The sequence below is a fragment of the Campylobacter concisus genome (genome assembly GCF_002165785.1).
GTDB classification, from domain to species: domain Bacteria; phylum Campylobacterota; class Campylobacteria; order Campylobacterales; family Campylobacteraceae; genus Campylobacter_A; species Campylobacter_A concisus_W.
In genome coordinates this window covers 1-7831 of the sequence record NZ_NDYO01000011.1, presented here as the reverse complement: position 1 = coordinate 7831, position 7831 = coordinate 1, and the positions used below count along the sequence as shown (strand labels likewise).

General features: G+C 30.9%; 3 protein-coding genes. All 3 read right to left on the bottom strand.

All coding sequences use genetic code 11. From position 1 onward, the window contains the following. Positions 1-12: 12 nt before the first annotated feature. Positions 13-3696, bottom strand: a complete 3684-nt coding sequence (locus B9N62_RS10550) for a hypothetical protein (protein ID WP_180382184.1) — start codon at positions 3694-3696, stop codon at positions 13-15. Between the two features lie 24 nt (positions 3697-3720). Next, positions 3721-7263 carry an Mbeg1-like protein gene (locus B9N62_RS08590; RefSeq protein WP_180382183.1) on the bottom strand — a complete coding sequence of 1181 codons (3543 nt, stop codon included), beginning with the start codon at positions 7261-7263 and terminating at the stop codon, positions 3721-3723. After that, on the bottom strand, positions 7264-7831 hold a 568-nt coding region (locus B9N62_RS10545; protein WP_087585144.1), incomplete at its 5' end, for a hypothetical protein.

Here is a 7831-nt window from a genome sequence, read left to right as displayed (position 1 = left end):
CTTTTTCATCTGTTATCCTATGTAAAGACCATCTTCCATTACTATGGTGGTAGCTAGGCGACCTATTAGGCGTGGGGGGATTATAGGTTTTGAAATGTTAAATTTACCATTATTATAATTATCCTTACACCCCACATACATACCCTTTACATTATTATTGCCTATCACATCTAATGCCTTTAGTAGTCTTCTTGATTTATTATCTACTTCACATACATTGGTATTTAAATTTCCATTTTTAAAGTCTTCTAGTATCTCCATAGCTTCGTTGTATTTGTCTATTGGTAGGGCTTGTTTTGAGGTGCTTTTATTTGCTTTATACATCTCATAAATTTCATCTCTTTGCTTTATATCTATTGAGTTTGATGGACTTATTGTTAGCAATGTTTTAACTCCTTGTAGCATAAGCTCTTTTGGTGAATATGCTAGTTTTTTATTTCTTTTGTTAAGGTTATTAAAGAACTCTTCATCAGTTTTATTATCTGTTCTTAGCTCATCTAGGCATAGATAAGATATCATAGTATCTAGACTTATATCTTTAGATAGATTAGAGTCTAGTTTGTTTGTAGTGGTGTTTATATCATAGTAGAAGAAGTTATGATAGTCTAGTCCTCCACTAGATAGTCTTCCTCCTATAATAGTTCTTTTTAGATCTATATTTATAAAAGATGAGTATATCTCTATAGGGTAGTAGGTATATTCACTTGTTTTATTTGAATAAGGTTCATAAGATATATTCTTAACAGCATAGGTATCATTAAATTTATTTGTGAAATACTTATGAAGTATTAGTTCATAAGATCTTTTTTGTTGTTCGTAGTTGTTGATGAAAAAACTATCTACTAAAAAGCCAAATCCAGCTTGTATTAAAGTTTCTGCATAAGTTTTTAAGCTATTTTTTAAAAAATTTTTACCAGCACTTATAGCTATTTGTCTTTTTACATTTATGCCTACTTCAAATTCATCTATCCATTGTTTTGTTTTTTTTATGCTGTGTTTGGATTTTTTTTTGTTATCTACATATATATAGAGAAGTTGGTTGCCTTTTACTTTGACCACTCCAGCAAATGCTGTTTGTTTGATTTTTTTCAAGGCTTTTTTATTGTTTTCGTGAACTAGTTTTGCAACTGGCGCTTCGCCTAGCATACTAAATACTTTTAGTTCTCCTATTAGCTCCATAAAAATATTCTTAAAGATATTGCCTTTACCACCTGAGAACACAGCGTCAATTACTTTTTTCATTATATCGTCAGACTTGTCTATGAAAAAGCCATAAAATGGAAATATATCATATAGGGCATCATCTAATGTTGATGTTAAAGATAGATCTATAGTATATTTATACTCATCATCGTCTATCTGTTTAATATACTTTTCAAAATTCTTATCATCTATGCTTTCTCCGTCTATGCCGGTAGAATTTTTAAGAAGCTCTTTTAGCTCATTATAGGAGTCATCGTCTAGTATATTTTCACCATTTCTTACATGGCTTTGCTCTATTTTTTCTACTATCTCTTCTATGCAGATAGCATCTTGTTCTTTTTTTGCTTCTTTTGTTTGCTTGAAGAAGTAAATAGGCACAATAGCATTATTTTCTTGTATATAATATGTATTTTCGTAAAGAACATTAAGTGTTTCACCAAATATCTCTAGTGTCTCATAGTTTGATGAAAGATATGAAAATTTTAATCCTTTTTGCTTAATAATAGAGCTATCAAATATCTGCCTTATGACATAATAGCCCATCACTAGAAGAAATATTTTTGTAGCAGGGTAGTAATAATGTGTCCTTATAGAAACTTGATTGTAAGATTCATCAGCTATTGCTTCAAAACTCTCCATCCCTTCATTAGGCATTTTAAAGTATTGGTTTAAAAAATAAGCCACTTTATCATGTTTCAAGTTTGAATTTAAGCCTGAAAAGAAAATTTCAAATTCCTTTATATTGGCTTTTAAAAATTCCTCTTCATTATTAACTATCTCTTCCATATCTTTGGCGTTTTTAAAGTGTCTATTTATGCGACCTAGATATAAATTTGCCTCATTAAATTTTTTGTATTTTGCGTTAAAAGTGGTGTTTAAAACCTCTACTGATTTTGCGTCACTTCCATGAAAATTTTTGACACCTTTCATATATGAGTTATACTCCTCTATATCCTTTTCAAATTTTGCAAGCCTAGAGTTAATAACTCTCGTAAAAGGACTTAAGCTTAAAAGATAAAGGTCTTCATCGTTTTTGGCACCTATTTGTATAGAGTACTGACTATAGTCTTTTACATTGCCTACATTTTTGGGATCAACTATCTTTTTACCGCTAACTCTGTTTATACTATCTTCTATCTTATAGCTTAAGATGTTTTGTATAAGGTGCTCGTTTAGCTTTGCGTTTAGTTTCATGGGGGCGTTTGAGACGACAAGATAGTTTTTAGAGATGCCGCTACTATTATTTGTATTGTGAGTATCGTCTTTTGTTGTTAGGGATTTGTCTTTTAGGAGATTTGCAAATTTGAAAGAGTTAAAAAATGGATATTGCATATAGACAAAATTTGCTCTATTTGCGATCACGCACTCTTCTATCCTTTTAAGTAAGCTCTCTTCGCTATTGTTCTTGTCGTTTTTGCATATAGATATATTTTTAGACTTGTCTACATTTTCATTTTTGCTTACTCTAGCGTCAAATAAGCTTTGCTCATCGCCCTCTAAAATAAAATCAGAACAAATACCAATATACTCATCATAATTGCTCTTGGCTTTAGTGGCTGTTATATCAAAGCATGAAAAATCTATAAATTTTCCACTTTTTTGATCGTTATTTGTAAAAACCAATATATTATTAAACGACACTGTATTTAATAGACCTAGTATAAAGCCAAATTTAGTAGCTAGCAAGCTAGCGGCTGGACCAGAAAACGCGTAAAAGCCCCTTTTGTTTAAAAAGTCAATTATATTTGTAGTAGTAGTTATCGCCTCTGGAGCTGCCAGCAATAAAGCTAGCGGCTTAAATGATCCTTTTATATCGCTTATGTCGACAAGATTGATTAGAAATTTTGTGATCTCTTTTAAAATATATTTATTGCCATCATCTGAAGCTTTTTTGAGATTTTCTTTTATATTTTTAAAGCTCTCTTCTATGGCCTTTACGGTTTCATCTCTTTTATCAAAATTTTCACGACTTAGTATTGTATTGGTTTTGTTGATTAGCGAATTTTTTAGCTTATCTAATATAGCCTCAAAATTTGTCTCTATATTTTTATAGTTAGATACCAACTGGCTAGATGCATCGTCAAAATTTTTAATCTTATTGTCTTTGCTTCTACCATTATTTGCAAGTTCTATTAGCTCTTTTACGAATTCTGCTATTACATCTTGTTCTTTACTAAGAACCTCTACATCTATATCAATATCTTTGATTGTTATCTTATTGGTTGTGTTAACAGCTTTTTCGCTTTTAAATAAATTTGACTTTTCTAAATACTTATATGTTTTTATAAGCACATTTTTATTGGCTTTCTTGTGATTGTATAGCCTCGCGATTGTCTTGTTATATAAAGCATCTCCATTTAATATATTGGTATCATGAAAATGGTTTAAATCGCGACAATAAAATGTTATGTTTTGATATTTGTCAGCAAAAACATCAAATGCGTCAAGCAAGTCTTCTATGCTTCTAATAATTTTTGTATTATCTAATCTCAAGAACGATTCCTCTCTTTAAATTTATCAACTAACAAGCATTACAAAGCTAGTTGTGTTTATGTCATTTGTATAGCCACTATCTAGCCCTTTAGCTATCTCAAGCTCTATGCTTTTAGCTCCAGTTGGAGACATAAAAATATAAGTGTAAGTACGTCTATTCTTTTCTATATTAGAACTATTAAATTCATCTAAACTGGCAAAAAAGCCTACCCCACTTTCCGGGCTATTTGCCTTTTTGTAGTTCTCTTTATCAAGAGAGCTAAAATTCTTTGGAACTACAAATATCAAATTCAGCTTATCCACTCCATATCTTAGTTTAAATTCTTTGATGTCATAACGCTTATCGTCATAATTATCCGCTAAAAGAGCCTTTAAATTCTTATCCTCTACGTCTCTTCCTTCGTCTAAATTGAGTTTGATCTTGCTGAAGCCATTTTTATCTTCAAATTTTTTATCAAATAGATAATAGGTAGTTACCAAAAGATTATCTATTTGAGAAGCAAAAGCTTTTATATAAAGTCTGATCAATGGCTTATTTAAATTTGGATTTTGTACGGCAAGGTTATTATTCTCAAACACAGAATTACTTAAACTATGCTCTAGTTTTAGTTTATTCTCTTTTTTTATGCACCTTAGCGAAGAGCCGGTGTTGCTTAGGCAGTTTGGCACTAGATCCTGCATTACAGCGTAGTGATCATTCATGCTTTTTAGACTAAGTGCCGATCTTGGTACATAAGCTACTATGACACATGGGATCCTAGCTGAGCAGCCTACTATTGGTGAGTTTATAAAATCAACATCAAGTATCACGCCTTGATCGTCTGATCTTATACTCTTGCCCGCTCTACTTTTTAAGATCACATGACCGCCATGTGGGCAAATGATAGTGTCGTCTTCTATGACAGGGCATGAAGTCGCAGTAGATGAAATTTCTTTAGATTGATTATCTTTTTGTAAATTTTGCCTTTGATTTAAATTTGAAAGAGCCTCTTTAGTCTTTTTGCTCATTGGTTTTAGATCGATATTTAGACTCTTATTTAATAGTGAATAATTTAATATATTTGCTTGAGAATTTCTATAAGCAACATTTAGCCTTCCTATATCTTTATCCTCATCTCTTGGCTGATGAGTAAAATTTAGAGGTATATTCTCATCACTATTATATTTTTCGTCTTTAAAATAAAGTGGATAATCCTCCTCTTCATTGGCTTTAGACAAAAGGGCAGAGTTTAGATATATTCTTTGATTCATATTTTTGCTATCTAGCTTAAATATCTCCTTTAATACCTCAACATCGACTATACTTTTATCCACTGCACTTACACTAAGGGTATCGTTGTTTTTATAAAAGATACTTCCCACGCTCTCATTCATAAGAGCTTTTATATCATCGGTTGCTACTTTATTGTTGTAAGCCACATCGTCATTATTTTGAGCAGATTTATTATTAGCTATTACTATGGCTTCATCGCTAGAGTTTATGTCCTTAGAGTCTATGCTAGCCAAGAAATTTTCATTTTCTTTTAGCTTTACTAGATCCGCATATTTTAGATTTATTATGCTCTTTAGCATATCTATTCTATCTTTTACAAAGATGCTAGCCTCCGCTATATCCACTCTGCTATCTCGTAGTATCGTTATATTTTTATAGATGTTTTTGCTATAAGAGAAGTATTTACCAAGCTCATTTACATCTATCTTTTTTTCAAATACAAATAAATTCAAAGCACAAATAGCCACTAGCATATCTATGTCGCCAGCTCTAGCATCACTTACTATCTTTGCCGCATCTAGTTTATCTAGATCATCTATATCTAGTATCTTTACTAGATGTGCCTCTTTATTGCTATTTTTATCTATGTTGCTGCCTAAATTTTCTATTATATACCCGACCATATCTTGCTTAAAATTTTCATCACTAAATTTGCCATATTCATAAAAGAGATTTAAATAAGCATAAAAGATATATAAAGGCGTATCTAGCATAGAAGCATCACTTATATCATCTATATTTACATCCAAATTTAACTTCGATCTTATGCATTTTAGTTTAAATTTAAGTGACTGGATATATTCATTTAGATAATCAAGTGCTTCAGCTATATCTTTACCCTCTATCTTGGCTTCATTTTCTTTGTTTTCCAAGAGATAGCACAACATATATAAAACCAAAACACTCTCTTTTAAAAAGTGAGATCTAATTAATATATTCACCAAGTGTCTATTCTCGGTATTTTCATACTTTACTTCGCCAGTTGTATCTATGCCTAGCTTATAGCCTAGATCAGATATGACCGAAAAGGTAGGTTCTATCAAAACAGCTACATCTTTCGAAAAGCTATCTTCATCTCTATTTATACTTTGTTTAACGCTCTCTACGTGATGTATCTCTATGTCTATATCTTTTTCTTTGCTAACTTTATTTATATTAGAGCTCACCTTTTTATCTGCAAGAGTCTTTTGAGCCTGTTCATTATTTTTAACCACATCTACATATTCGTCTACGCTACTCTTATCATCTTTAAAGCCAAACATACCTTTTATCTTGTTAAAGACTGAGCCTACCATCTTTCCTATAAAGCCATCTTTGTCTATGACTCTTGCTATCCATCTTGCACCTTTTGCTATGGCTTTGGCTACAAAGCTGAGAAGCCTTAAGCTCCAAGTAAAAGCTGAAGCTAATATACCACCATAAATTCCTGGAGCGTTATAAGTATAAAGTTCTTTTACTCCGCTATCTTTGAAAGTTACTGCATATATTTGAGCTAGATGACCTCCTAATGAGTGACCTGATAGGATGATGTCTTTGGTAGTGTTATCTAAACCACTTAAGTTTTGACTATGAGAATTTATAGCTTCTTGCATAGAGGACTGAAGTGATTTTAAAGCAGATATTTGCATAAGTGCTCTTGATGTGATGGCCATAAAGGCATCATCTAAGAGATCATTTATTTTCATCTCTGTTCCTCTAAAGCCTATGATATAGTTTAACTTAAGCGTGTCATAAAATATAGTTGAGCTAAAACCTGACTTTTGATTAGGTATGTGCTTTACTAGCTCATAGCGATTGACAAATAGTTTTGTGCGAGGAGAGAGGGATTCGGGGGTATAAAAAATTCTTGGTGGCTTGGTTTTAGATGTTTTTATAAAATTTTTAACATTATTTGATAACTCAACAATTTCTTCTTTTTCATCTCCTTCTTCTATTGGTTTTTTTACTATTTTATCTGCCATAAATCTAGCTTCAATACAAAGAGCATAAGCAGTAGATTCACCAAAATTTCTATTATTTGCTTGTGATGTATCTGTTTCATTGCTTTTGTCAATCTTATCACCTAAAGTAATATCATCCGCATATCTCCAAATAGGCTTTTTCTTTTCATCTTCTCTATAAGAATTTACAATATTTTCAGGGACATTATCTTTACCAAATTTATCATAAAGCTCATCAAGTCCATTTCTTTCATTCTCAAATACATTATGAAGCATTGCATAACTTGCATCAGCTATATCAATATAGTCTTTAAAGCAATTTATTAGCTCTTTATTTGATTTTTTAGTTTGCACTTACTTGTCCTTGTTTGCTTTTATGAATTTGTTGTTTGTTAGAATGAATTTATTTCCACCGCTTATATTTACATATCTATTTTGTTTAAAGCTAAATCCTCTTCCTTCGTCACCAAATAGTCCATAATCTGTTTTTACAATATAGTAATCAACTGTCATATCTATTACTTCGATATTGCCTTCTTTATCTATACAAAAATAACCTAGATCAAATCCTGGTTTATATTTGTTGTAATTATCTATACCTATAAAATTTATAACCTTTTCTTTATATTCTATTGGGATTTTTATTTTCTTTTTGGTTTGGTTTTCATAATCTGTTGAATTTTCATAATATCTTTTACCATTTGAGAGGGTTTGATCCATTTTTGGATTATCGTAAAACTCTGTTTTTAAAATTTCTCTCATTTTTTGATTTCTTTCATTTTTATTAGGTATTGTCTTTATTCTCTCTAGAATTTCTTTTCTTTTATTATCTCTTATTTGTTCTTGCCTCTCTATCTCTTTCTCAAATTTTTCATCAAATATATATACTCCACCATATTGTTTAGCTAAGTTTTCTAGTTCG